Origin of the sequence: Helicobacter mastomyrinus, from assembly GCF_039555295.1 — a bacterium.
Taxonomy (GTDB): domain Bacteria; phylum Campylobacterota; class Campylobacteria; order Campylobacterales; family Helicobacteraceae; genus Helicobacter_C; species Helicobacter_C mastomyrinus.
On record NZ_CP145316.1, the window covers coordinates 1,544,577 to 1,566,829 of the forward strand.

32 protein-coding genes are annotated in these 22,253 nt (G+C 35.5%); 26 read left to right on the top strand and 6 right to left on the bottom strand.

The genetic code is table 11. The annotated features are described in order from the left end of the window. Nucleotide 1: 1 nt before the first annotated feature. Genes V3I05_RS07775 through V3I05_RS07795 form a run of 5 tightly spaced genes read right to left on the bottom strand, consistent with a single transcriptional unit; the run spans nucleotide 2 to nucleotide 3,340 of the window. A complete protein-coding gene (locus tag V3I05_RS07775) occupies nucleotides 2-1,672 on the bottom strand; it encodes a helicase-related protein (RefSeq protein ID WP_343353227.1) in 1,671 nt (556 codons plus the stop codon). Beyond that, nucleotides 1,669-1,920 (bottom strand): hypothetical protein, encoded by a 252-nt coding sequence (locus tag V3I05_RS07780; protein WP_343353229.1) that lies wholly within the window; start codon nucleotides 1,918-1,920, stop codon nucleotides 1,669-1,671. The genes V3I05_RS07775 and V3I05_RS07780 overlap by 4 nt, the downstream gene beginning before the upstream one ends. 39 nt (nucleotides 1,921-1,959) lie before the next feature. Further along, nucleotides 1,960-2,748, bottom strand: a complete 789-nt coding sequence (locus V3I05_RS07785) for an antA/AntB antirepressor family protein (RefSeq protein ID WP_343353230.1) — start codon at nucleotides 2,746-2,748, stop codon at nucleotides 1,960-1,962. Beyond that, a complete protein-coding gene (locus V3I05_RS07790) occupies nucleotides 2,745-3,065 on the bottom strand; it encodes a hypothetical protein (protein WP_343353231.1) in 321 nt (106 codons plus the stop codon). The genes V3I05_RS07785 and V3I05_RS07790 overlap by 4 nt, the downstream gene beginning before the upstream one ends. Then, the gene (locus V3I05_RS07795; RefSeq protein WP_343353232.1) at nucleotides 3,062-3,340 is read right to left on the bottom strand and encodes a hypothetical protein; all 279 of its coding nucleotides are present in this window, start codon (nucleotides 3,338-3,340) and stop codon (nucleotides 3,062-3,064) included. Before V3I05_RS07795 ends, V3I05_RS07790 begins: the two co-directional genes overlap by 4 nt. Before the next feature lie 127 nt (nucleotides 3,341-3,467). On the opposite strand from V3I05_RS07795, the gene V3I05_RS07800 reads away from it, so the two are divergent. Continuing rightward, nucleotides 3,468-3,737 carry a hypothetical protein gene (locus V3I05_RS07800; RefSeq protein ID WP_343353234.1) on the top strand — a complete coding sequence of 90 codons (270 nt, stop codon included), beginning with the start codon at nucleotides 3,468-3,470 and terminating at the stop codon, nucleotides 3,735-3,737. Nucleotides 3,738-3,792: 55 nt separating this feature from the next. Here the strand turns inward: V3I05_RS07800 and V3I05_RS07805 are convergent, their stop codons facing one another. Further along, complete coding sequence (locus V3I05_RS07805; protein ID WP_343353235.1) at nucleotides 3,793-4,017, bottom strand: hypothetical protein; 225 nt, start codon at nucleotides 4,015-4,017, stop codon at nucleotides 3,793-3,795. A 115-nt stretch (nucleotides 4,018-4,132) separates the two neighbouring features. On the opposite strand from V3I05_RS07805, the gene V3I05_RS07810 reads away from it, so the two are divergent. The 25 genes from V3I05_RS07810 to V3I05_RS07930 all read left to right on the top strand — a co-directional run bounded on the left by V3I05_RS07810 (nucleotide 4,133) and on the right by V3I05_RS07930 (nucleotide 22,134). Next, a complete protein-coding gene (locus tag V3I05_RS07810; protein ID WP_343353237.1) occupies nucleotides 4,133-4,732 on the top strand; it encodes a S24 family peptidase in 600 nt (199 codons plus the stop codon). A gap of 853 nt (nucleotides 4,733-5,585) precedes the next feature. Next, on the top strand, nucleotides 5,586-5,771 hold the full coding sequence (locus tag V3I05_RS07815) for a hypothetical protein (RefSeq protein WP_300450405.1): 186 nt from the start codon (nucleotides 5,586-5,588) through the stop codon (nucleotides 5,769-5,771). Between the two features lie 100 nt (nucleotides 5,772-5,871). Then, a complete protein-coding gene (locus V3I05_RS07820) occupies nucleotides 5,872-6,348 on the top strand; it encodes a hypothetical protein (RefSeq protein WP_300450408.1) in 477 nt (158 codons plus the stop codon). Beyond that, nucleotides 6,345-6,854, top strand: a complete 510-nt coding sequence (locus V3I05_RS07825; protein WP_300450410.1) for a hypothetical protein — start codon at nucleotides 6,345-6,347, stop codon at nucleotides 6,852-6,854. Before V3I05_RS07820 ends, V3I05_RS07825 begins: the two co-directional genes overlap by 4 nt. After that, nucleotides 6,851-8,563: a phage terminase large subunit family protein gene (locus V3I05_RS07830; RefSeq protein ID WP_300450413.1), complete on the top strand. Its 1,713-nt coding sequence runs from the start codon at nucleotides 6,851-6,853 to the stop codon at nucleotides 8,561-8,563. The genes V3I05_RS07825 and V3I05_RS07830 overlap by 4 nt, the downstream gene beginning before the upstream one ends. A gap of 388 nt (nucleotides 8,564-8,951) precedes the next feature. Then, nucleotides 8,952-9,164, top strand: a complete 213-nt coding sequence (locus V3I05_RS07835; protein ID WP_300450416.1) for a hypothetical protein — start codon at nucleotides 8,952-8,954, stop codon at nucleotides 9,162-9,164. A gap of 2 nt (nucleotides 9,165-9,166) precedes the next feature. Further along, nucleotides 9,167-10,516 carry a phage portal protein gene (locus V3I05_RS07840; protein WP_300450419.1) on the top strand — a complete coding sequence of 450 codons (1,350 nt, stop codon included), beginning with the start codon at nucleotides 9,167-9,169 and terminating at the stop codon, nucleotides 10,514-10,516. 49 nt (nucleotides 10,517-10,565) lie between these two features. Next, nucleotides 10,566-12,323, top strand: a complete 1,758-nt coding sequence (locus tag V3I05_RS07845) for a phage major capsid protein (protein WP_300450422.1) — start codon at nucleotides 10,566-10,568, stop codon at nucleotides 12,321-12,323. Nucleotides 12,324-12,333: 10 nt separating this feature from the next. Then, a complete protein-coding gene (locus tag V3I05_RS07850; protein ID WP_343353240.1) occupies nucleotides 12,334-12,624 on the top strand; it encodes a hypothetical protein in 291 nt (96 codons plus the stop codon). Between the two features lie 3 nt (nucleotides 12,625-12,627). Beyond that, entirely contained in the window at nucleotides 12,628-12,927 is a 300-nt protein-coding gene (locus tag V3I05_RS07855; RefSeq protein ID WP_300450428.1) for a hypothetical protein, read from the top strand. Then, nucleotides 12,917-13,303, top strand: coding sequence for a hypothetical protein (locus V3I05_RS07860; protein WP_343353242.1), 387 nt, complete (start codon nucleotides 12,917-12,919; stop codon nucleotides 13,301-13,303). The genes V3I05_RS07855 and V3I05_RS07860 overlap by 11 nt, the downstream gene beginning before the upstream one ends. Nucleotides 13,304-13,306: 3 nt before the next feature. Continuing rightward, the gene (locus tag V3I05_RS07865; RefSeq protein ID WP_300450432.1) at nucleotides 13,307-13,582 is read left to right on the top strand and encodes a GPW/gp25 family protein; all 276 of its coding nucleotides are present in this window, start codon (nucleotides 13,307-13,309) and stop codon (nucleotides 13,580-13,582) included. Between the two features lie 10 nt (nucleotides 13,583-13,592). Next, nucleotides 13,593-14,624, top strand: coding sequence for a baseplate J/gp47 family protein (locus V3I05_RS07870; protein WP_343353244.1), 1,032 nt, complete (start codon nucleotides 13,593-13,595; stop codon nucleotides 14,622-14,624). Then, nucleotides 14,624-15,196, top strand: coding sequence for a phage tail protein (locus V3I05_RS07875; RefSeq protein WP_300859926.1), 573 nt, complete (start codon nucleotides 14,624-14,626; stop codon nucleotides 15,194-15,196). Before V3I05_RS07870 ends, V3I05_RS07875 begins: the two co-directional genes overlap by 1 nt. A gap of 60 nt (nucleotides 15,197-15,256) precedes the next feature. Further along, entirely contained in the window at nucleotides 15,257-16,387 is a 1,131-nt protein-coding gene (locus V3I05_RS07880; protein ID WP_343353245.1) for a hypothetical protein, read from the top strand. A 42-nt stretch (nucleotides 16,388-16,429) separates the two neighbouring features. Next, nucleotides 16,430-17,926: a hypothetical protein gene (locus V3I05_RS07885; protein WP_343353246.1), complete on the top strand. Its 1,497-nt coding sequence runs from the start codon at nucleotides 16,430-16,432 to the stop codon at nucleotides 17,924-17,926. An 11-nt stretch (nucleotides 17,927-17,937) separates the two neighbouring features. Then, nucleotides 17,938-18,480 carry a hypothetical protein gene (locus V3I05_RS07890; RefSeq protein ID WP_343353247.1) on the top strand — a complete coding sequence of 181 codons (543 nt, stop codon included), beginning with the start codon at nucleotides 17,938-17,940 and terminating at the stop codon, nucleotides 18,478-18,480. A gap of 3 nt (nucleotides 18,481-18,483) precedes the next feature. Further along, the gene (locus V3I05_RS07895) at nucleotides 18,484-18,780 is read left to right on the top strand and encodes a hypothetical protein (RefSeq protein WP_300449553.1); all 297 of its coding nucleotides are present in this window, start codon (nucleotides 18,484-18,486) and stop codon (nucleotides 18,778-18,780) included. Between the two features lie 3 nt (nucleotides 18,781-18,783). Next, a complete protein-coding gene (locus V3I05_RS07900) occupies nucleotides 18,784-19,083 on the top strand; it encodes a phage holin family protein (protein ID WP_300446137.1) in 300 nt (99 codons plus the stop codon). Nucleotides 19,084-19,097: 14 nt separating this feature from the next. Then, nucleotides 19,098-19,637: a DUF5675 family protein gene (locus tag V3I05_RS07905; RefSeq protein WP_343353251.1), complete on the top strand. Its 540-nt coding sequence runs from the start codon at nucleotides 19,098-19,100 to the stop codon at nucleotides 19,635-19,637. Then, a complete protein-coding gene (locus V3I05_RS07910) occupies nucleotides 19,637-19,963 on the top strand; it encodes a hypothetical protein (protein WP_300446141.1) in 327 nt (108 codons plus the stop codon). Before V3I05_RS07905 ends, V3I05_RS07910 begins: the two co-directional genes overlap by 1 nt. Further along, nucleotides 19,960-20,178 (top strand): hypothetical protein, encoded by a 219-nt coding sequence (locus V3I05_RS07915; RefSeq protein ID WP_300446143.1) that lies wholly within the window; start codon nucleotides 19,960-19,962, stop codon nucleotides 20,176-20,178. Before V3I05_RS07910 ends, V3I05_RS07915 begins: the two co-directional genes overlap by 4 nt. A 65-nt stretch (nucleotides 20,179-20,243) precedes the next feature. Next, entirely contained in the window at nucleotides 20,244-21,356 is a 1,113-nt protein-coding gene (locus tag V3I05_RS07920) for a phage tail protein (protein ID WP_343353252.1), read from the top strand. A 1-nt stretch (nucleotide 21,357) separates the two neighbouring features. After that, on the top strand, nucleotides 21,358-21,861 hold the full coding sequence (locus V3I05_RS07925; protein ID WP_334085944.1) for a phage major tail tube protein: 504 nt from the start codon (nucleotides 21,358-21,360) through the stop codon (nucleotides 21,859-21,861). Between the two features lie 9 nt (nucleotides 21,862-21,870). Continuing rightward, nucleotides 21,871-22,134, top strand: coding sequence for a phage tail assembly protein (locus V3I05_RS07930; RefSeq protein ID WP_343353254.1), 264 nt, complete (start codon nucleotides 21,871-21,873; stop codon nucleotides 22,132-22,134). The last annotated feature ends 119 nt before the right edge of the window (nucleotides 22,135-22,253 follow it).

Consider the following 22,253-nt stretch of genomic DNA (forward strand, 5'->3'; position numbering starts at 1 on the left):
TTTAGCTCCTTGAATAAGATTGTAAAAATGAGGGGATTCTAAGAGTAGTATTCCAAGAATCTTTTAAATCTTTGGCACTTCTACTTTTGCAAATAGCCTTAGTCATTTCTTGCTTCATTAAGTCGTGTTGAGCTTTTTTCTTATGCAAAATACCTAAAATCTCCACTTCACTATCTGCTAAAATCACATTCACAATCACTTCGCTCTTTTGCCCGAAGCGATACATACGCCTTATAGCTTGGTAATAGCTTTCATAAGAATAGTTCAATCCTAAGAATGTCATATTTGAGGCATTTTGAAAATTTAGTCCAAAACCTGCTATACTTGCTTTTGTGATAAGAATAGGAATCTCACCATTAGCAAAGGCGATGAGATTCCTTGCCTTATATTCCGCACTATCATTCCCTCTTACCTCTACGATACCACTAAACTCATCAAGCAGTGCCTTTTTTAGCTCATTAGCTTCTAAGTTTGTATCTACCCATATAAGATGAGGTGTGCTATTTTCTTGCCTTAAAATCTCTTTGAGTTTTTCTATCCTAAAAGGAAGTGATGATTTTTTATCTTTGCTCAAAGTAGTAGCATTAGATTTTGGTAGTGCAAATAAAGCATCTTTTGCATCATATTGCACATTATCAAAACGCACACGATGGATAATCTCCCTTAAAGGCGGTAGTATAAATGCACTTGCATCATAACCTAAATCCGCAGGAGAGCTTATACACTCTGCCCAACTCGCCACCCACTCCCAAAAGACCCTCTCTGCGTGTTTTTTAAGCCTATATCCCCCAGCATTCATTGTATCATTGATAAAAAATCGCATAATCATCTCATAGCTAGGCATAACACCCAAAAATTCACTATGATTGCCTAGCTCTAAGTAGTCATTTGGACTAGGAGTAGCTGAACAAGCAAGTTTATAGGGAGTGTTTTTAAACTTTTCACATAAAGCTCTCTTTGTGCTACCTGTAAAACTCTTTAAAATACTGCTTTCATCAAGCACAATCCCAGCGAGTGTTTCTAAACCTTGCATATTTTCTAATTGCTCATAGTTTGTGATATTTAGCCCATTTTTCAACACTCCATTTTCTACTTTGTGAAGAGCAAAGCCAAATCTCTGCGCTTCTTTTAGCATTTGAAATACCACTGCCAAAGGGGCAAGGAGAAGCACAGGGGCATTTGTATAGCTATGCACACAATGAGCGAAGTTTATTTGCGTGATAGATTTGCCAAGTCCAGTATCCATAAAGAGTGCATATCGCCCCTTTTTACACGCTCTTTTCACAATTTCTCTTTGATATTCAAAAAGATTGGGATTAAGCCATTCAAGCTTTGCTTCAAATCCAACTTCTAAGTGCTCTTGCCTCTTGTTTTTTACAAAATCAACATAATCAATATCCATCAATATCTCCTTTATTTTTGCCATACCACTCTCATACGCCTGTATAACTTCACTATGCGATATACCAAGCTTATGTGCGATTTGGTTAAAGCTCATTCCCACACTATATTTCCTCTCTAGCCATTGCATAGGTGAAATAAAATCCTCTATCTTACGCAAAACATACCCCGCATACCCTTTCCTATCCCGCGCATTCATATCCTCAAACACACTTATTTCTTGTGGATAGCATTTTTTGAGGTAAGAGAGTATTTTCTTTGCCTCTTTCATAGATTATAAAACCTCAACTCATTATGCACCATAAACTCTGCCAAATCCTGCGCCATAACAACTCTTTTACCCTTTAATTGCGTGTATGTAGGCAAATCCTTAGCACCTTGAGTAAATTTATTGCGTATTGTTACCTCACTTAGCCCAAATATCTCGCCCAAATCTCTTTCACTAAGCACCGCTCCATATCGCGTAACAATACTTTGGCTCAATGCGATAATAAGGCTTTGATGATAGTTAAGATTCATTTTTCACCTCCTAAGTTTTTATAAGTCATTTTCACTCCTTTAAGAAATTAAATCATCATTGCTCAATTCACGCACAAAGCTTAAAGCCTCCTCAAATTTCACACTTGGAATTTCACTATATCGAGGCACATAATACTTACTCTTTAGCTTCCTATAAATAGCACGATAGTAGGCAGATACGACCTTTTGCCCTACCTCTCGCCCTTTGATAAAATAAGCCACCTTTGATTTCACTTCATCGCTTATTGCCCTCTCTTGCCACGATTCTAAACGCTTTGTAGATTCTAAAAGATGCACTTTCTTTGCGATAATCTCTACATTTGTTTGCATACCCTCTAAGGCTTGTGTTTGCCTCTTAGCAATTTCAATGAGAGAGCGCACTTCTATAATAGAATTATCACTATGGCTTTGCTCATAGTCGATAAAATACTGCCTTACCTCTCTGCCAATATCATTCTTTTCTAGCATAGCAATATGCTTTGCAATCTCTAGACTAATAATGTATTCTTTTTTATTATGCACGACTTTGTCTTGTTTAAACCCATACAGATGAGCCAAACTCTCAAAAAGCCTAAGCTCTTGCCCTTTCACTTTCGCTCCATTTTTTTGTGGAGCGACTTGCAAATCTTTGACTTCCTTTTGTGCCACATCAAATGGAATCAAAAGATAATCCGCTCCTTCCCTTGCACCACAGACTTCTAAGCGTTTTTTTATCCAAGTGCTAAAGTCTTGTTTAGAGTGCAATCTCTCGTGTAATTCTCTAGCATTAATAGCATTAACTGCCTTTGCCCCCATTTTCACAGACTCTATTAAAAATAACGCTCTCATCGCATACCTCCACCACAATTTACACACGCTCCAACATCTTTTACTTGTGATGAGGGGCTATTGCCTCCTAACGCACACGCTTTTTGGTTTGTTTGTGCTCTTGCCTCTTCACCCACTTCATCAGCATAGAGGAGATAGCCCTTAGAGATAAGCTCATTGACTACCTCTCGCACACTATCCTTGCGAAAGCTAAGAGTCTTTCTATTATAGAGGATATGGTCTATTGTCGATTTCTTGATGTTAAGCTTATCAGCCATCTTTCTCAAGCTCCCAAAATCTTGAGATACCTTTTTCATATTTAATGTAAATAAACTCATTGCTTACCTCCATTTGTTATGGCTTTAGTGGCTATGCCTCTAAACTTCCTTGCTAACCATTTCTTTGTCCATTTTTGCCAATTTATCTCCAAACCTTGAGCCCCTTCTCCATAAGCCCTAATGTTTGCAATGACTTCATAGCAATAGTTGTATGCCCTTATTACAAAGCCTTGTGCGACTTTGTGCCTATCACGCAACCACTCTGCTAACACTGCCCTGTATTCCATTTCTCTCTCTTTGCAATAGCTTTGCCAAGCTTCTTTTGTCTTTGTCATTTTTTTACTCCTTGATGATTTTGTAGAAATTATAAGACAATAGTCTTAATATGTCAAGACAAATGACTATAAAAAATAATATTTACTTATGTTAGAATCTTGAAAGAGATTTGTAAGGAGTGTAGATATGAAAAAGTCTAAATTCGAATTAGAAAAACAAGCCCTAGAGGCTATCAAGAGTCAATCGACCGAAACTCTATTAGTGTATCGTGGAGATATTTTAAGCAGGATTCAAGGCTATAAAGTTTTAAAAGGACTTCCTGCTCTGAAATATTATTTGTGCTTTGTTCTTGGCAAACTTCCAAAGGAGATAGATTCTCTAAGCAATGATGAGCTCTTTTTTCTTTCAGAAGAGTTGCTAGATTGGGATTTATTCTCTCATAAGCCTCTATCATAGTTATTAAGTCTTTGCTTATTTCACGCACTAAGCGCAGTTTTGTATATGTCATTTTTTACTCCTTGATGATTTTAAAATACTCTTTGCCCTTGGATGGAGTTTGTGTATTCTTGGTGCGTGTCTTTGTCTGTATGCTATTTTCGAGGAATTTATGAAACAAGGTTTTAAGATAGAGCCTCTTAAAGACAAAATCACTGATAAACCAAGCATATACAAGCACCAACGAACCACCAGCAACAAACATAAATACCAAAAACGCTACAAAACTAGCAAATGTCATAAAAACTCCTTTGGCTTTATTATAAGACAATAGTCTTAATTTAAAGCTTAAGGTTAGGCATAAAAAATATGACAAAAATAAGATATAATTAAGACAAAATGCAGAAAGGTTACTTATGACAGGTGTAGAATTTAGAGAAATTAGAGAAAAATTAGGAATGACTCAAGATACATTGAGTAAAGAGATAGGTATTAATATAAGACAAATATCTCGTATAGAAACAGGCGAAGCTGATGTGCGAGACTATCACGAAAAGCTTATATTGACACTATTAGAAAAAAGAAGTAAAAAATACAAGAACGATGTAAAAACCCAAAAAATCACCTACTACCCCAATATTAAAGCTTCCGCTGGATATGGCATTATCAACGAAAATGAAGAGAGCATAGAAATAGATACCAATCTCTTAAGTGCTATCAAAATGCCTCATAAAAAGCTTGATATGATACAAGTGCAAGGGGATTCTATGCACCCATATATCCAAAATGGCGATTTTGCACTCATAGAGCGAAGCAGTGAGGCTAAAAATGGCGATATAGTCATTGCTAACTATCAAGGCGACTTGTATGTCAAGCAGATTCAAAAAAACCCACAAAACAAATCAATATCTTTTATCTCAAGCAACAAAGAATACCCAAGCTTTGAAGTCAAAGGCACAGACTTAGAATCTCTTGTAATAGTAGGGATTCTTAGAGGTGTGATTAGAGCGTATTAAGCCACCCTCGCAAAAATCAACTATTGCAAAATCACATTTTTAAGCCCAACGACCCTCGTATAATCAAACTGAATTTCCGATTAATCTGCTCTATATAATCCCCCTAGATTTTCTAAGAATCCAAAGTTAAAATTCCGATTAATTTGTAAGAAAAGTAAAAACACTTTCCGACAAATATCACTTTTGCAATGAGCTTATGTTTCCGACAAATACACATCAATGCCACACGCTCCATAAGCCTAAGCGTAAGGCATACAACTAAAGCCACATAAAAAAGTAAAAGTAGTTTTTTAAGAAAGTAAGTTGTGCTTACCTGCTCTCTTAATTGTAGATTCTATCCTCTTACTCTCCTTATAGAATCTCATAAGGTTTAAGACAATATTTAGCTTGCAATATGAACTCAATCATTGGAGAACCTTCAAAGATTCTTATCTTGTCTTTATTATAAGTTTTAAGCTAATGCATTGATTTAAAATCAACATATTCTCTTCTTATGCTTTTATCTTGTTTATATGTTTATCTTATTTATGCTTCTATTTTATCTATATGTCTATCTTGTTTATGCTTTTATCTTATTTCTCTAAATTATTGGGTCCTTACTTCACAAATCCTCCCCTCGCGGTTGCCGACTGCGGTTTTTGGAGATTTTTAAAGAAAAAATAGTCATTTCATATTCATATAGAATCTATAATTTAAATCTCAAACAACAATTTTAAAAACACTGATTATAGGCATTTTATAAGGGTTTTTAAGGCAAAAAACATTCAAAATATCAAAAAAACTCTCGTATCTTAAAAAAGCTAAGATTGTATATGAACTCAAAGGTTAAGACATTTCATATATGGAGCTTTAGGTGTTAGATTCTACAAAATTGGCAAGTGAAGTAATGAACAAAATGCAACAAAAGGGTTTTCAAAAAAGTAAAGAAAATGAGGATTTTATCAACGCATTGAGTGAGGCTTTTATAGAACATTTCATACAAAATGCAGTGGTAGAAACAAAAGGCAGTGCAGTTGCCCAAATAGGAAGTATAAAATAAAGTCATTGATACAAAGTTTTATATCTTGATGAGGTAATGTCAAGTGAGGAGCTTGTAATAATACAAAACAGAGTAACTTATACCAAAAAAGGATTTATGAATGTATGGAGAGGCAAAAATATATCTTGCTAAGGTTATCGCGGTGGATAAAGCTAAAGTCAAAGTGCAATATAGTCATACAAAGAGTGATTTTGTGCCTTATTTACAAACAAGCAATGCTTTTAAAACACATTTTACTCCTCCACAAATAAACGAAGTTGTGATATTTTTTAAATTTGAACGCAGTGGATTTGTGATTGGCTCTATCTTACCTCCTTATAAAATCCCAAACGAGAACAATCAAGAGAGGATTACCTATGCAGATGGCACAAGCATAACCTATGAAAATGGAATTTTAGAAGTGAGCAGTTTAAAAGAGCTTATTATCAAATGTAAAAATGCTACAATACAAGCAGATTCTATATCGCTTGGAGAAAGTGTGAGTGATTTAAGCGGAGTAGTTACAGGAGAGTGTGTATGTCCATTTACAGGCTCTCCTCACGCAGATTTTAGTCAAAAGGTAAAAGTAGCTAAATGATTGTATCAACTCTGCAACTTGGCGAACTTTTGAGCCTAAGCGAGAGGCACATTTATAATCTTGAAAAAGCAGGGATTCTTAGCAAAGTCGATAAAAACCAATGGGACGCAAGTAAAAATATCCAAAGCTATACAATTTACAAGATTGACTTAGAGGCACAAAATAGCGATATAGGTAAGGTTAGAATCCGAAGAGAGCTTGCAGAGGCAAAACTCAAAGAACTAAGCTATAAAGAAAAAATGGGACAGCTTATTCCTTTAGAGAGTGTGGCAAAAGAGTTGGAAGATATTGCAATTATTGTGAGTAACAAACTCTATGCCCTACCTCATATCATTAAACGCAAACATAAACTTAGCCAAAAAGTCATTGATGAACTACAATCTCAAATTGAGCTTATTCTTTTAGAGTTAAAAGACCCCAATATTTATATGCAAAAATCTCTTGAAGTTGAAGCAAAAATCACAACAGATAAAGAATTACAAACCTTGCAAGAAGCAAACAAATGACATTAAAAGAAGTATTTGCACAATCAATCTTTCTTAAGCCTAAACTCAATCTCTATGAATGGAGTGAGAAATACAGAGTATTGAGCCAAGAATCTAGTGCAATCTTTGGTAAATTTAACGCGCTAAGCTATCAAATTGAACCTATGAAGTGTATCAGTGAGCCGAATATAAGAGAGGTGGTTTTAATGTGGGGAGCACAACTAGGTAAAAGCGAGATTCTTAATAATGCCATAGGTTATTATATCCACCAAGACCCAAGCACGATATTGTTTTTACTCCCCACAGAAGATATGGCAGAAGATTATAGCAAAAGGCGTTTAGCTCCTATGTTTAGAGATACCAAAGAATTAAAGGAGCTTATTTTTGATAGAGAAGCAAATAATACAATTTTGATTAAAAATTTCAAAGGTGGGAATCTTGCTCTAGTAGGGAGCAACTCTCCCTCTAAGCTCTCGAGTAAGCCTATTAAAGTGCTTATCGTTGATGAGGTGGATAGATGTGAAAACACCAAAGAAGGGCACAGCATTGATTTAGCACAAAAACGAACAAATACCTATTATGATAGAAAGATTATAAAAGTATCAACCCCAACAATTAAAGGACATAGTCTTATAGAATCTGAATATGAGCTAAGTGATAAGCGTAAATATTTTGTGCCTTGCCCAGAATGTGGATATTTTCAAGTATTAAGTTTTGAAAATATCAAATGGGAGCAAAGCGAGAAAGGAGAACATAACTTAGAATCTGTAGCTTACTCCTGCATAGAATGTGGGAGCTTATGGAGTGAAGTAGAGAAAAACAAAGCTGTAAGTGCGGGAGAGTGGAGGGCTACAAAAGAGATAAAAGGAGAAAATCTTAAAGTAGGATTCTATCTTAATGCCCTATACTCTCCCTTTTTTACACTCAAAGATATAGTCAAGGATTTTTTGGATTCTAAAGATAATATTGCAAAGTTTCAAGTCTTTGTCAATACAATAAAAACTGAATCGTTTGAGCCTCCTAGTGTGAAATTCCAAGAAAATGAGCTTTATGCTAGGAGAGAAGATTACACACCTACAACGCTAAGTGATGATATTATCTTTATCACGAGTGGTGTGGATATACAAGGCGATAGAATAGAAATTGAGTTTAAAGGCTTTGGGCTAGGCTATGAAAATTGGGGGATAAAACATAGCGTTATTTATGGAGACACAAAACAAAGCGAGGTTTGGGGAAGGGCGTATAAGGAATTAAAAGAGGTATTTTATACCAAAAGTGGCAGAAAACTAAGAAGCTCTATTGCACTTATTGATAGTGGATTCAACAAAGAGAGGGTATATAGCTTTGTCAAACTTGATGCACGATTTTTTGCTTCTAAAGGAGCAAGTGAGAGTGGGCAAAAAAAGGACTTTATCACACCTAGCAAAAAAGTAGCAAGTGGCGTAAGGCTTTTTAGCATTGGCACTTATGCAGGCAAGAGTGAAGTATTTAAGCTTCTTAGGGTTGATGAGGTGGGAGCGGGGTATTGTCATTTTGCCCAAAGCTACTCTTTAGAATATTTCCAACAGCTCACTGCTGAAAAACTTGTAAAAACAAAAACGCCTAGCGGATATAGCACTTATCGTTGGGAGAAAATAAGAGAACGCAATGAGGGATTAGATTTATTTGTGCTATGTCTCGCAGGAGCTAAGATAATGAAACTAGATAGCTTAGATTTTGTGAGGAATTAAAATTATAGTAGATTATTCGAGCAATATAGAAAGAATTAAAGAGATTTTAGATAGAATATAGCTGAGGTTGCACTAGGAGGTTGCAGCCTCCTAGTAGTAACCTACTTTTTGTAAAGGAGGTTACAGATGAGTAAGATTTCACAGAAAATCTTAGCTCTCATTATACTATTATGTCTCATAATAGTCAAGTGTAGCTAAGATAAGAGCCTCGTTATCGCTAGGGTAGCGGGGCAATCTTACTCTACCTCTTACCTAGCCTTGTTGTAAGGCAACGCAAAAAAGCTACACTTACTTTAATATCACTTGACACCCTCACACACCTTACTCACTTCCCTTTGTTTGCGTCTTAAAAAATCTATAATCACTTTAAGCTATTTAAAGGATTATATTGACTAAAGAAGCAAAAATACAAATTATCGATGAAGCTATCAATGAGGTTTTAAGTAATCTCAAAAATGGCTTTGAAATCAGTGAATATGAAATAGATGGTATAAAAATCAAAAAGAAATCACCCCTAGAACTCATTGATGAGCTAAGCAAGATTAAACAATCTATGCTCAAAAAATCACCAAGTGGCATAAAATATGTTTTTGGGGGATAAAAATGGGCATATTTGATTTTTTCTTTAAAAAACAAAAGGGTAAAATACCAAAGAAATTCTATGCCTCGCCTAGCCTCTATCCTAGTGAGCTAGAAAAAAGTGAGATTCTATCTCTTATCCATAATGCCCCACCTGATAGCAATATTAGAGCTATTCGCTACCAAGCAAGAAATATCGCCACAAGCTCCCCGCTCATCAATGGATATTTTGATACGCTTGATAAAGAGATTTTTGGGGATAATGGCATTATCTTGGATTTACACACGCACGATTGCAAACTTAATGCAGATATAGAAAATAAGTGGTGGGAATGGAGGGAAAACATACCCTACTCTAGCCTTGATTTTTGGGATATAGAATCTTTGAGTTTGCTCTATTTCAAAAGAGATGGGGAATGTTTTATTTATATCAATGAAACAAAAGAGGGCTTAAGCCTCAAGGTGATTGACCCCGACAATATTGATGAGAGCATAGACAACCCTACGCAAAATATTCATAAGGGCATTGCTTTTGATAAGCAAGGACTGCCAATAGCATATTTTATCACTGATAGTGATGCAAAGGTGCAAAGAATCCCTAGCTCTCACATATTGCATTTTTTTAAGCGTCTATCAACCTCACAAACTAGAGGAGTAAGCTCTCTCTCCTGCGTGATTTATCCTAATTTTCAAAAAGATAAATTTAAGAGTGCCGAGCTTAAAAGAGCAAGATTGCAAAGTGAAATTACAGGATTTTTTATCCCCAATGAAAAAGAAGTTATTCCAAGTTTTGATAATGGAGAGGAAGAAGAGCAAAATAATCAAGAAATTACCCAAATAGCAGAGGTAGGCAAAATGACTTATATTAATGATGACATCAAACCCTACTTTACAGAATCACACAATGCAACCAATATTGAGTTTTTCATTAAGCAAACCGATAAAGAAATCGCAAAGGCTTTGGGGATTAGCTATAGCACTTTAACAGGAGATTTAAATGAAGTGAATTATAGCTCTATTCGACACGGGAGCAGTGAGCAAAGGAGGCAATTTAGAGGATTGCAAAACTTCATCATTCGCAATTTGCATAATAAAGTCTTCGAAGCGTGGGTAAAAAATGAAATTAAAAGAGGCAATATTGAACTCAAAGATTATCATACAATCATCAATGGCTACACTTTTAAGCCTCAAGGTTGGGAGTATATCGACCCATACAAAGAAACCAATGCAAATAAAATTGCCATAGAAAGCGGACAAAAAACACTAAGTGAAATCCTAAGAGAAAAGGGCAAAGAATTAGATTCTCATATTCAAGAGCTTATTAAAGAAAATGAAGTCTATGAAATCTTAGCCAAACGCAAAAAAGGCAAATAATCCTTGCGTCTTAAAAAATCTACAATACTTAAAAACAAAAAGGAATGCGATGTTTAAAGATATAAAACCTTTAAGCTTACAATTTGAAGATAGCATTATTAAAGAGAACGACTGGACGATTAGCTTCACTGCACTTAGTCATAATGCACTCATTAAACGCAGTGGATTTTTTGGTGATTTCTATATCAGTATCAATACAGATAGCATAGATTTTAATGCAAAAACATTCTATCTTGACCATAGCGTGAGCTTTGAAAATGCAATAGGCAAGATTATAGAATTTAAAAGAGATACAGAGGGTAATCTCAAGGTTAAAGTGCAATTTTACCCAGATATAGAAGAATCTCATAACGCATTCTTAAAGTATCAAAAAGGCTTAAGCAATAGTGTAAGTGTAGGTTTTGGGGAATGTGAAATAGTAGAGAAAGAGAAGATAGACAATCTTCCACACTATCATATTCAAAGTGGAGAAATAATAGAACTTAGCGCAGTATGGCAAGGAGCTGACCCTAATGCAGTTATATCCGAGTTTTGCCTAAGCAAACAAAATCAAACAAAGGAGGCAACAATGCCACAATACAATGAAAGAGCTTTATCAAATACAGATTCTAAAGAATCTCAATCTTATCTAACACAAGGAGTAAAAATGAATGAAGAGCTTAAAACACAAGTAGAACAACTAAGTGCGCGTCAAGATGAGGTAAAACAAATCATTGAGTTAGGCAAAATTGCAAATGCGAGTGATAAAGCATTAAAAGCCATTGAAACACAAATGAGCTATAAGGAATTTAGCCAAAGCCTCATTGCAAACAATACCTTTAGTGAAAACAAAATCACTCAATCCCCTAGGGATAATGTCCATTTCTCTTTAGCTAATTATGCACTAAGCGTAGCAAAAGGTGAGCGCGTAGGAGAAATTGAGTTTAAGCAAGGCACAAATGGGCTAGAGATTCCAAACGATTACTACTCCCGCTTTGAGAGTGAGCAAAATAAAAGCATTGATAGCACTTCGGCTGGATTCATTCCCGAGTATTACAGAAGTGATAAATTCATTGAGCAAGTCTTTGCAGAATCTAATATTCTTAGCCTTTGTGATAAGCTCACAGGGTTAGTTGGCACACAAAGAATCCCTAGAGATAACAGCAATATCAAAGCGTATTGGGTTAATGAAGGGGAGAAAACAACCACCTCAAAGCTTGGAGCTGATTTTATCACTCTTTCACCTCATACCCTTAAGGCAAAAGTGCTTATCACAAGACAAATGTTAGGAATGACACCTTTTGCTTTGGAAGCCTATATCATTAGAGAAATTAAAAGAGCTATTAAATTGCGCTTAGAAGAAGATTTACTCTATGGAGAAAAAAGTGATGATTGCCCTATTAATGGGATTTTTAATACCACAGGAGTGCAAAGCATTGCAGGATACTTTAGCGATACAAATTATAAGAAAACCCTTGAATTTGGAGGCAAACTTACAGGCATTAATCTCTCTATTGCCAATACACACTTTGCTACTAACTCTAAAGGAATGATTCACCTCCAATCCACACACTACGATGAAAGCAGTGAAAAATATCTCCTCAATGAAAGAGCAACCTATGTGGCAGGGTATCAATACTTTATGAATAATCTCATCAAAGATAATCACGCTATTTTTGGTGATTATAGCAATGTGCTTGTAGGCACTTGGGGTGGATTACAAGTTCAAGCACTAAAAGATGATGAGGGAGATTTGATTTTTACAGGATTCTATGATGTGGGAATGGAACTTAAGAGAGCAAATGCTTTTGTTATTGCAAAATCATAAGGAGTGAGTAATGAAATACAAAGTTTTATATGATACATTGATTAATAAATCCCATCATCAAAGAGGGGCTATCATAGAGTTTCCAAATGGCACAGATGAGGGCTATATCAAACGCTTAGTAACAAGCAAAGTCATAGCTCCTGTGGATATACAAGGAGATTCTAAAGAAAAATCACAAGAGAGAATTGAGCTAGAAGCAAAGGCAAAAGAGCTAGGCATACCATTCAAAGATAATACCAAAGATGAGACATTGAGAGAAAAAATAAGTAAAGCAATGCAATCTTTAGATTCAAAGGAATAAGCCTTGAATCAAGGTGGTGCGTTTGAAAAGTTTGCACAAGATATAGCCCAAATCTTGCCCGAGCGTTTTTATGCCCTGCAAAGAGAAAGGAAGGCTCTAAGCAATGCAAGCACAAAGATAATTTATGATGTTACCTGTGCCACAGAGTTAAGCCTACTTACTCTTCTTAGTGAAAACACAGACTTACAAGTAGGCACTATCATAGAGTATCGCAATAAATCATACAGAATCTATCAAATCGAAATAGAAAGTCGAGTAATGAAAAGATTATTTCTAAAAGAGGAGAATACTTATGCTTGTTAGAAATGAGATTTGTGAGAATCTTAAAATGTGTTTGCAAGAGAGGATACCACAAGCACAAATCCTCCTTGATGACATCATTATTTATGACATAAATAACGCTCCTTTTATTGTGATTAAACAAAACAATACAGAAATCTCTAGCCCTACAAGTGGGAATTGGAAACATAACTTAGGCTTAGAAGTTAATATTATTACTCAAAGCAAAGCACAGGGTGATACACTCTTAGAGTTAAGCCTTAGCGTTTTAGAAACATTTAAGGGGGTTAAAAACATTACAGGCATTAATGTAGAAAAAATCCAAAATGCCACAAGTGAAGCTTTAAGTGTAAGTATAGAGCTTGAAATAATGTATTTTACACCAAGTTATAAAGCCTAAAAAATGTATCAAATCAGTATCGAACAAAATCTCAATAGAATCTTAACCACCCGCAAATACACTCTGCCTCTTTGCCCATATTTTGGTTTAAGTGATTGTTATATTGATAAACCCTTAAGCCAAGAGTTAATGCTAGAACTTAAAGATGAGATATTAGAGCAATTAAACCTCTATGAGCCAAGAGTTAAGCCAAATGATATGACTCTCACATTTAAAGATTCTATCCTTACTCTTCATATTCACACACAAGAAGAGAATCTTAGTATTGAACTAAGCTAAAGGTTATGCTATGAAAATGCCTACATTCCTTAAACCTCTTGATTTTGAAAAAGAGAGAGAAGCTATAATACAAGACTTTAGCTCTAAGCTTAAAGTTCAAAAAGACATTGATTATGAGCCTTTAATCAGTGATGATTACAATATTCTTATCTCTTGTATTCTCTACAGATTAGGATTAAAGATTGATGAAATAAACTTTATTATCGCTAACAACTATCTTGAATACGCAAGTGGAGATTTTTTAGATGAGCTTGTTAAGCTCTTAGGATTAAAGCGATTTAATGGCAGCAATCCCATAGCAAAAATAAAGATTATTTGCAAACAAGACACTTTTATAAGTAAAGGCTCTAAGTTTGTAAGCAAAGAGGGTGTGATTGCTTATGCCATTGCAGATTATGAATTAAGCGCAGAGAGTGAAAATGAAATACTTGCACAAAGCGATACACAAGGAGAGTGGGAAACTACTATCTTAGAAATCAATAATCCACTCATAACTGATATAAGTATGATGAGTGAATTTATTATGTATGAAAAGGGCGAAGATGATGAAGCTTTAAAAAAGCGATTTTTAAATGCACTCGCCTCTTTTAGCACAGCAGGAAGCAAGGAAAGCTACACGCATTATGCCTTAGTGGAAGGTGTAGGTAAAGTAAAAGCCTTTAGCCCAAGTAAAGGGGTAGTGAAAATCGTATATTATGGGGACAATGAAGCTTCAGAATCTCTTATAAGAGATAATCTTCAAGGTAATATCCCCTTAACTGATAAAGTGGTTATAGAAAAATTAGAACCTACGATTATTGACTTAAATATAAGACTTACCTTGAGTAAAGAAGCTGACTATTCTTTGATTACTCAAAGCATTATAGATAAGATACAAACATTCTTTAACTCTATTGAGATTGGGCAAGAAGTAGCACTCAATAAAGTCATATCGCTTTGTTTTGTGTCTCCAAATGTCCTCAACGCACAAGTAGAATCCTTTGAATCTATCAAAGAGGATTCTATTTACCAATTACGCACTATTCATATAGAGAAAACATAATGACTGCCTATACAAAAGAACTTCCTATCTTAGAATCTCTCTTTATTGATGTAATAGATAATCATTTTAAACTCCCTTCACACTATTTTTATAACCCTGAACAAAACACAAGCAACTTGCAACACATTGCAAATACTTTTGATATAGATATTAAAGATGAGAGCGAAGATTCTATAAAAATTGAGCTTTGCCAAAAGCCTATTTTAAAAAAAAGCAAACTTGGCACTTATAATGGCATTAAAGAAGCGGTATTTGGCATTTTTGGTGAGATTAATATCCAAACACACGCTACTAAAGAAAACTTAGAACCCTTTAGTTTTGAAATACAAATTGAACCCACAACGACCAATATCATTGATTTAAAAAAAGCTCAAAGACTTATTGAGAAATATAAACCATTGCGTGATAGCTTTACATCTATTACTATTAATTTTCCACAAGCGCAAATCCCTACACACATAGCCACACTTGCAAATTTTGGTGTAAGTTTCAACAAAACTACGCGCCTTTATCGAAATACTCAAGCAATAACTTTTATAGAACCCATTGCTTTATGGAAATTAACGCTTTAGCAATAAAAAAGCATAGCTTAAAAAGAATAAGATTTAAAATATCTTTTTAAAGGAGTAGATATGATTAGAGGGATACCAACAAACACAGGCATTCATATATTGAATTCACAATTAAGAGAGCAGGTGCAGACCTATGCTTTAGTAGGTAAAGAGATGCCCAAAGATAACTCATTAGAAGAGATGCTTTTAAGAGAGGATTTGAACTTTGATGAGGTAAGGGAGTTTATTTTTCATACCGCAAGTATTGATATAGGATATTTTGATGAGCATTCCATTCTTACTTATGAAATCAATCTCATTTCTATCAATACTGATAAATATATGTATGGCATACTCTTGCTTGATATGAATAATCAAGTCATTGCCTCACTCCCCACACCACAAGTGATTTTAGTAGAAGGTGTAGGTGGTCTAATGACAATTAAACTCCCTATCAAAGGCGAGATAAATGAAGTCGTATTTGTCAGTAGCGATTATGTGAGTCGTGATGAATTTAATGTCCTCAAAGCTTCACTCAAGCCTCCTAAAGTAGATATTCCCGCTTTAGTAGAGCAAATCACGCCGCTTATCCAAGAGAAAAAAGATTTTTTAAGCTACGCACATACAATAGTGGATTCTATACAAGCTAGAGTGCAATATCTCCTTGTTGCACAAAAGGAATCTTTAAGGGAAATAGACAAGATTGGAGAGTATCGCTTGTTTGTTAGAAATGCCTTGCCCAAAGGCTATAAACCATTAGGAGCTATCCTTCCTATTTGGAAATATCCCATCGTTTATCATTATCTTGTAGGCACAAATGCAAATGTCCAAGATAATTGCCCAAGTGGATATTTCAAATTACCTAAAGGAGGATTTTATACAAAAGGAACAAACAATCCCTCCCTTGTAGGAGCATTTGAGAGAGAGGGCTTACCAAATATCACAGGAGGAGTATATCGCATTGCCGAGACTTTTCACGATTATGGCTGGACAAGTGGGGCATTTGCTAAAGAAGGTGGTCATAACTCGGGTGGCACGCCACAAACAGTTGATTGGAGCAACGCAGCAGCATTTAATTTTAATGCTTCTCGCTGCTCTGCTATCTATGGGCGCACAAATTCTGTGGAGGTTAATCATAATCTCCTCTTAGAGGGTATTTATTGCGGGGGGGGGGGGGGGGTAAATATAAAAATTAATCCTTGCGTCTTATAAAACATATAATCCCCTTAAAGTTTTTTAACTAAAGGAGTGTTTATGCCAAATACACAATCTCAAGATTCTATCACTTTACTTTATGATAAATTAAATCAACTCCATTTAGACGTAAGGGAATTAAATAATAATAACGAAGACACATTAAACATACAAGCCAATGCTTTAGCAGAGCTAGGCAAAAATATTAAAAATGAGTTACTTAGCATTACTCAAAATCAAGATATTTACAAAAAATCCTACCGACTCTTAAAGCAAGTGCATCTTTATCGCTCTCTTATGGTGCAAGAAGTCTTATTGGATAATACAGGGGATATTGTGCATTATGGTGATATTTTAATGCGTGGGCATTCTTTGAGCAATATCACAAGCGGAGCTTCCCGCTCTCATAGCACAACTTTCACACGCGTTTGCTTACCTCAAGATATAGAGTTTATCGAAGTCTTTGGCGGATTTAATGTATTTTATGCCTTGCCTAAAGAGGGTAATTTCATTTACGCTTGGGGTGTAAATACAAGTGGCTGTGCAGGGAGTGGTAATACAAATAATATCCCAATACCCATCAAAATAGAGCTAGGATTTAGACCTGTTAAAATCCTAAGTGGCTTTAGCCAAACCACAGGTAAGCAAACCACACTTATTTTAAGCGAAGATGGTAAAATCTATGGAGCTGGAAGTAACGCTTGTGGAGAACTAGCCATAGGCAATACCATTAACACCTCTACTTTCACACAGAGTCCATACTTAAGAGATATTATTGATATTTCCTTTGCAAGTAATGGCACTATTGGTTATGCTCTAGCTATTGATAGAGATGGTAATCTATGGAGCTGGGGTTATAATGGCAGTGGTAATTTAGGGCTAAACCACACAAATAATGTATCAATTCCTGCAAAAACAACATTTAATGCTAAAGTAACATCTCTCTCCACAAGCGTTGGCACTAATGCCGCTACTTCTCTCATTACCTTAGAAGACAAAAGCATTCGTGGGGCTGGATATAACGCGCAATGCCAACTCTCACAAAGCAATACAAGTAATTCAAGTGTTTTTTTACGAATCTTAAAACAAAATGGTGATGACTTAGGGAATATTAAGGCAGTATTTGCTTCAAGTATCAATGGCACTTGCTTTGCACTCGATGAAGATTGCACTCTTTGGAGCTGGGGTTATGGAGGCTTTGGCTTTGGAGATAGTAGAAGTGGAACAAACCAAATGGCAAGTATTGCGCTAGAAAATGTAGAAAGTCTCTGTTTTAGCGACAATGCAAATACAAGGGCTTATGTAGTGCTTAAAAATTCAAAAACAATCTTAGCTTTTGGATTTAATACTGATGGGAGTCTAGGTATAGGCACTGCTGCTAACACAAGAGAATTTGTGCCTTGCTATACCCCTGCAAACCTTAAAGATTATCATCTGTATTTTTTTGGTAGCGAAGCCAATCTCGTAGCTTTATGCAATGATTGCATATATAGCTGTGGGGCATACCTAGATGGAAACATTAACTTTGCCACACAAACTTTACAAAAACAATGCTAAAAGGAGTTTTAATGAAAAAGATTTATAGCATCTTAGTCAGTCATATTACCCAAGTGCAAGGAAACTTTGATTATTTAGGTGAAGACAATGGCAAAGCCTATGTAGAGGGAGAAAACCTACAATCCCCTTTTGTAGAGGATATTTTACCTCATAGGTTGCAAGAAATCGCACAATCACAATTAAACCTAGCCAAAGAGCAAAAAATCAAAGAGCTTAATGCACTTTGTGCCTCAAAACTTAAAACACTCAAAAGCTCTGCATTAGGAGAGGAGCATATCTATGATGGAAGTTTAGAAGACCAAATGAACCTAATGGGTGCAGTAGCTATGAATAAAGATATGCCCTTTCGCTGCGCAAAAGAAGGGGGGCTAAAAGCTCCCTTGCCTCATACTAAAGCCCAATTAAAGCAAGTTTATACTGACTGGCTTGAGCACAAAAATGACATCATTCTTAGATGTGGTGTGCTTAAAAACTATGTAGAGAATTTGCAGAATGTAGAGGCGATACAAGAAGTGAGCTGGGATTACTATGAAAATATACAATCAAAGGAATAATCAATGAATATTGAATCAAGATTTACAGAGAAAACCACTTATTTTATACTCATTGGGTGCATTGCCCTTGCATTTGTCGTAAGTATATTGCTATGTCTATTTTTATACTTTGAGACATTAGTTTTTTGGGAAGAAGCTTCTCCTTGTATGGTAGAACAAAGCTTTGAATGTCTCCTCAATGCACTCACCCACCAAAGCTTTTTAAATGTAAAGATTTCAACTTTTATTACCTGCATTGTTTCAATTAATGGCATTGTAGCCTCTCTTATATTTTTAATGCTTTTTAAGCAAAAGGGGTGAGTTATGAAATTTGACTTTGAGTATATATGGGTAGTGATAATGTCGTTGATTATGGGATTTTTAACTGCCTTGAAACTCTATGATGCAGAGGATAAAAATGACAAAGCAAAGTTTTTTAGACGCCTTATTATTGCTACGATTGGCTCAATGTTTTTAACATTTCTTTTTTATGAAATCGCCCTTTATTTTGGACTGCCTAACTCTTTAAGCGTAATGCTAGGAGGTGGAGCTGGATTCTTGGGGAGTGATACCATAAGTCGCCTTGCTATCAAATGGCTAGAGAATAAATTTAATGCCAAATAAAATAGGATTACCAAATGAAATACAAAATAATACTTCAACGACTAAGCGAACACAAAGATGTTAAGAAACCTAATGTAGCAAAAATTGAGGATTCCACACTGGGTAAGTTTAGTGTGAATGAAGTGCAAGAGAATGGCACTTTAAAAGAGATATGGAGTTGCTTTACTTGTGAGAATATCGGTGAATCTACTGACACACCAAAGCAAGATAAGCGTATTGTAGCTAGAGAATATAAGCTAGAATGGACAGGTAGTGGTAAGAATGCTTCACTTGCAAAAAACCACCCTGAATATAAAATGAAAGATGGACGCAATACTGCTATTTGGGTAACTTGTGATAATGTATTGCCTACTTTTAGAAATCGTAGAATCTTAATCCATGTAGGTAATTACCCACAAGATACAGAGGGCTGTATCTTGCTTGGCAAAAGTAAAAATGATAGCACAGGCACAATTAGCTCATCTATTGTAGCGTGTAAAGAATTTTTTGACTTGGTTAAGAAAATTGGCATTGAAAATATTGATTGCTTAGATGTGAAAGAGATTCAAAACTGATGCCCTTTTTATCTACCCTCAAATACACTGCGATTGCTTCTTGTGCAGGATTATTTCTTTTTATGCTCTATGGTTACACCCATACCAAAGCCCAATTAGCCAAAAAAGAATATGAAAATCTAATCCTACTTCAATCTTTGCAAAGGCAAAATGAAGCAATTAATGCCCTTAAACTAGAGACACAAAGTTATCTTAAACAACGAGATTCCACCAGAGAACAAATACACACCAAATATCAAAGCCAACCCCTTCAAGATAGCTCTGCTCAAAGCCAACTCGAAGCTATTAAAAAGGATATAAGAATTTGGTATGGAATAGAAAAATGAATTATAAAATATCACTAGGCATTTGTGCCCTGCCTTTTTTATTCTCTTCTTGTGCTACTACGCTTACCACACAAGAAGTATTCATTCCTACAAAATGCGCTATCACACCACCACCAAAACCAACTTACACAGGCGATGTGCAAAAAGACCTTAAAAACATTCTTATCTATGATGAAATGATACAAAGAGATTTAAGCTTTTGTATAGGTGAGTGAAGCTTTTATGTGTTTGCGTCTTATACACACTACAATCTTTATAAATTTTTAGCAAGGAGTAATTTATGCCTAGTAAATATGGAATCAATGTTGAGCTACACAACGCTTCACCTGCAAGTTATAGTATTCAAAGCTCTTATCCTATTGCTATCGTGGGTGATGATAGCACCTTGCAAAGTGGATTATATTATTATGGAGGCGTAGAGGAAGCACTACAAGCAGTAGGGGGAGGAAGCATCAAAAATACCCTGCAAGATTTACAAGCCTCAAATGCAGAGGGGCAAATCATACTTTCAGTCTTTAGCAAAACTCTAGGAGAGAGTGAAGACATTACGCAAGAAAATATCAACAAAGCCCTCAATGCTATCACTGCGCTTAAAAACGCCGAGCAAGAGCTAAGTATTAAGCCAAAATTCATTCTTTGCGTTGAATATAATGATTTAGGCATTTATGAAAAGCTCAAAAGCATCGCTTCGTCATTACGCGCTTATTATGCTATTGAGCTCAATGCCACCGATGAGGTAGCAATCAAACAATCTTTAGAATCTATCCAAACCCATAGAGCCATTATTACCTTTCAAAAAGTCCAACGCATTGATAAAGTCGTCCGCCCAGCTTCTGCATTTATTATTGCATTATACGCAAAAATTATCTCAAGTGAAGACTTTGGATTTGCCAAGACATATTCTAATCGTGTAATTGAAGGCATTATCAGTGTAGTAGATACCATAGAGTATATTCAAGGAGAGGATTGCGAGGCAGATAGACTAAGAGATATGGGCATTACAGCTATATTTGTAGATAATGGCATTAGGGCGTGGGGGAGACATACACGAGATTCTGCATTAGGGATAGAATCCCTGCATTCTATTATGATTTTTGACACAATCATTGAAACACTCTTTGCCTCACAAAAAGAAGCGATTGATAAACAAGTAGCAGATATGGTAAAGCAACTCCAAGATGACCTCAATAGCTTTTATAGAAAGCTTATTGCCAATAATGTCATTGTAGGTTATGAAATTTCTTTGCCAGAGGAATTAAACACCAATGAGGCAATCGCTAATGGTGAAATTTATATCAAACAAGAAGTCCAAGAAATGCCTTTAATCTCACGAGTAGTTAATAAAATCTATCGCGTAACCAAATACAGCCAAGAGCTAATTAAGGAGTTATAAAATGCAATTCACACCCCAAGCCTTCACAGGAGGCAATGTTTTCATTGATGGTATCGGAGCTTTAGGAATCTTAAAATCTTTTGAGCCACCTAAACTTGATTATGATACGATAGAAGCGACTGCAAGTATAGGTAAATATGAGAAAGTATTGCCAAGCCTTAAGCCTCTCACTGCCAAAATCACACTCACTGATGTGAATGCAGTGCTTTTAGCCCCTCTTTCTACGCTTATCCCTAAAGTCGTGTATGTCAAAAAGAATATGACTTCTGTGGGCATTACCCAAAAAGACACACAAATCATAGCCACAATGGGTGGTGTCGTTAAAGTCGGTGAATTGCCACAATATGAGATGATTAAAGAAGTAGAGTTTAGCTTTGAAATGGCTGTTTATACCTTTAGCTATCAAGTAAATAAGGTCCCTCTCATTGTCTATGATGTGGAAAATTCTATATATATGATAAATGGCATTGACCAATTTGCCTCTATCCGCAAAAATATCACATAAGGAGCAAAAATGTTAAAATCTTTTGATAAAGAGATAAGAACTTTCACTTTTAGAGATGGGCAAGAAGTCCTTTTAAAAGAGCCTACACTTCTGCAGATTCAAAGTGCAAGAAGTAAAGCAAAAGATGATGAAATTGCCCTAGCTAAAGCCCTACTCATTGATATGAGCGATGGGGAGATTAACAATGAATTTTTAGATTCTCTTCCTGTAAAGGAATTTAATCGCTTAAGCAATGAAGTAAGTGGCTTTATAGGTATTGATGAAAGGGACTAAGAGAGGGCATAGCTTTAATAGGCTATGCCTTGCACTTTAGCTTAAGTGATATTAAATCAATGAATGTCAGTGAATTTATGCAATACTGCCAAATCGCTAAGAAATTTGCAGAGATGCCA

Bases quoted from the DNA above. Each gene is read 5' to 3' on its own strand.
- V3I05_RS07775 (WP_343353227.1), bottom strand. From the start codon at position 1,672: ATGAAAGAGGCAAAGAAAATACTCTCTTACCTCAAAAAATGCTATCCA.
- V3I05_RS07780 (WP_343353229.1), bottom strand. From the start codon at position 1,920: ATGAATCTTAACTATCATCAAAGCCTTATTATCGCATTGAGCCAAAGT.
- V3I05_RS07785 (WP_343353230.1), bottom strand. From the start codon at position 2,748: ATGAGAGCGTTATTTTTAATAGAGTCTGTGAAAATGGGGGCAAAGGCA.
- V3I05_RS07790 (WP_343353231.1), bottom strand. From the start codon at position 3,065: ATGAGTTTATTTACATTAAATATGAAAAAGGTATCTCAAGATTTTGGG.
- V3I05_RS07795 (WP_343353232.1), bottom strand. From the start codon at position 3,340: ATGACAAAGACAAAAGAAGCTTGGCAAAGCTATTGCAAAGAGAGAGAA.
- V3I05_RS07800 (WP_343353234.1), top strand. From the start codon at position 3,468: ATGAAAAAGTCTAAATTCGAATTAGAAAAACAAGCCCTAGAGGCTATC.
- V3I05_RS07805 (WP_343353235.1), bottom strand. From the start codon at position 4,017: ATGACATTTGCTAGTTTTGTAGCGTTTTTGGTATTTATGTTTGTTGCT.
- V3I05_RS07810 (WP_343353237.1), top strand. From the start codon at position 4,133: ATGACAGGTGTAGAATTTAGAGAAATTAGAGAAAAATTAGGAATGACT.
- V3I05_RS07820 (WP_300450408.1), top strand. From the start codon at position 5,872: ATGTATGGAGAGGCAAAAATATATCTTGCTAAGGTTATCGCGGTGGAT.
- V3I05_RS07825 (WP_300450410.1), top strand. From the start codon at position 6,345: ATGATTGTATCAACTCTGCAACTTGGCGAACTTTTGAGCCTAAGCGAG.
- V3I05_RS07830 (WP_300450413.1), top strand. From the start codon at position 6,851: ATGACATTAAAAGAAGTATTTGCACAATCAATCTTTCTTAAGCCTAAA.
- V3I05_RS07840 (WP_300450419.1), top strand. From the start codon at position 9,167: ATGGGCATATTTGATTTTTTCTTTAAAAAACAAAAGGGTAAAATACCA.
- V3I05_RS07845 (WP_300450422.1), top strand. From the start codon at position 10,566: ATGTTTAAAGATATAAAACCTTTAAGCTTACAATTTGAAGATAGCATT.
- V3I05_RS07850 (WP_343353240.1), top strand. From the start codon at position 12,334: ATGAAATACAAAGTTTTATATGATACATTGATTAATAAATCCCATCAT.
- V3I05_RS07860 (WP_343353242.1), top strand. From the start codon at position 12,917: ATGCTTGTTAGAAATGAGATTTGTGAGAATCTTAAAATGTGTTTGCAA.
- V3I05_RS07865 (WP_300450432.1), top strand. From the start codon at position 13,307: ATGTATCAAATCAGTATCGAACAAAATCTCAATAGAATCTTAACCACC.
- V3I05_RS07870 (WP_343353244.1), top strand. From the start codon at position 13,593: ATGAAAATGCCTACATTCCTTAAACCTCTTGATTTTGAAAAAGAGAGA.
- V3I05_RS07875 (WP_300859926.1), top strand. From the start codon at position 14,624: ATGACTGCCTATACAAAAGAACTTCCTATCTTAGAATCTCTCTTTATT.
- V3I05_RS07880 (WP_343353245.1), top strand. From the start codon at position 15,257: ATGATTAGAGGGATACCAACAAACACAGGCATTCATATATTGAATTCA.
- V3I05_RS07885 (WP_343353246.1), top strand. From the start codon at position 16,430: ATGCCAAATACACAATCTCAAGATTCTATCACTTTACTTTATGATAAA.
- V3I05_RS07890 (WP_343353247.1), top strand. From the start codon at position 17,938: ATGAAAAAGATTTATAGCATCTTAGTCAGTCATATTACCCAAGTGCAA.
- V3I05_RS07895 (WP_300449553.1), top strand. From the start codon at position 18,484: ATGAATATTGAATCAAGATTTACAGAGAAAACCACTTATTTTATACTC.
- V3I05_RS07900 (WP_300446137.1), top strand. From the start codon at position 18,784: ATGAAATTTGACTTTGAGTATATATGGGTAGTGATAATGTCGTTGATT.
- V3I05_RS07905 (WP_343353251.1), top strand. From the start codon at position 19,098: ATGAAATACAAAATAATACTTCAACGACTAAGCGAACACAAAGATGTT.
- V3I05_RS07910 (WP_300446141.1), top strand. From the start codon at position 19,637: ATGCCCTTTTTATCTACCCTCAAATACACTGCGATTGCTTCTTGTGCA.
- V3I05_RS07915 (WP_300446143.1), top strand. From the start codon at position 19,960: ATGAATTATAAAATATCACTAGGCATTTGTGCCCTGCCTTTTTTATTC.
- V3I05_RS07920 (WP_343353252.1), top strand. From the start codon at position 20,244: ATGCCTAGTAAATATGGAATCAATGTTGAGCTACACAACGCTTCACCT.
- V3I05_RS07925 (WP_334085944.1), top strand. From the start codon at position 21,358: ATGCAATTCACACCCCAAGCCTTCACAGGAGGCAATGTTTTCATTGAT.
- V3I05_RS07930 (WP_343353254.1), top strand. From the start codon at position 21,871: ATGTTAAAATCTTTTGATAAAGAGATAAGAACTTTCACTTTTAGAGAT.